Source organism: Vibrio sp. 10N.261.52.A1 (assembly GCF_002876325.1).
GTDB classification, from domain to species: domain Bacteria; phylum Pseudomonadota; class Gammaproteobacteria; order Enterobacterales; family Vibrionaceae; genus Vibrio; species Vibrio chagasii.
In genome coordinates, this window is sequence record NZ_MCYD01000196.1 from 1 (window position 1) to 365 (window position 365).

1 protein-coding gene is annotated in these 365 nt (G+C 44.4%); it reads left to right on the forward strand.

What is annotated here, in order from left to right; translation table 11 throughout:
• Positions 1-222 (forward strand): ACT domain-containing protein (locus BCT81_RS02560; protein ID WP_102423154.1); only part of this gene is annotated, 222 nt, incomplete at its 5' end.
• Between the last annotated feature and the right edge of the window lie 143 nt (positions 223-365).

The following is a 365-nucleotide window of genomic DNA, read 5'->3' on the forward strand; positions in this document are numbered from 1 at the left end:
CGTGTTGAAGCGCTAGAGCGCAATGGTTTATTGAAAGACATCACTTCACTGTTCTCTAACGAGAAGATCAGCGTGACGACAATGAAGAGCCGTATCGACTACAAACGTCAACTATCGGTAATGGACTTCGATTTAGAAGTGACCAATATTGAGATTCTGAGTCGAGTGACAAGCCGAGTCGAGCAGATCAAAGATGTTATGAGCGTCAAACGCTTGGGCTAAAATTCTCGTCATACTTGAAGCTGATGGCGTTGTTGACTGCGCGCACTCGCTCAATCACATAGGCAAGCTATGCTCAGGAGTCTCGCTTCCTTGTCGCCTAGCCACAGTTTCAATTATTTAGAGAATTAAACAGTATCAAGAAA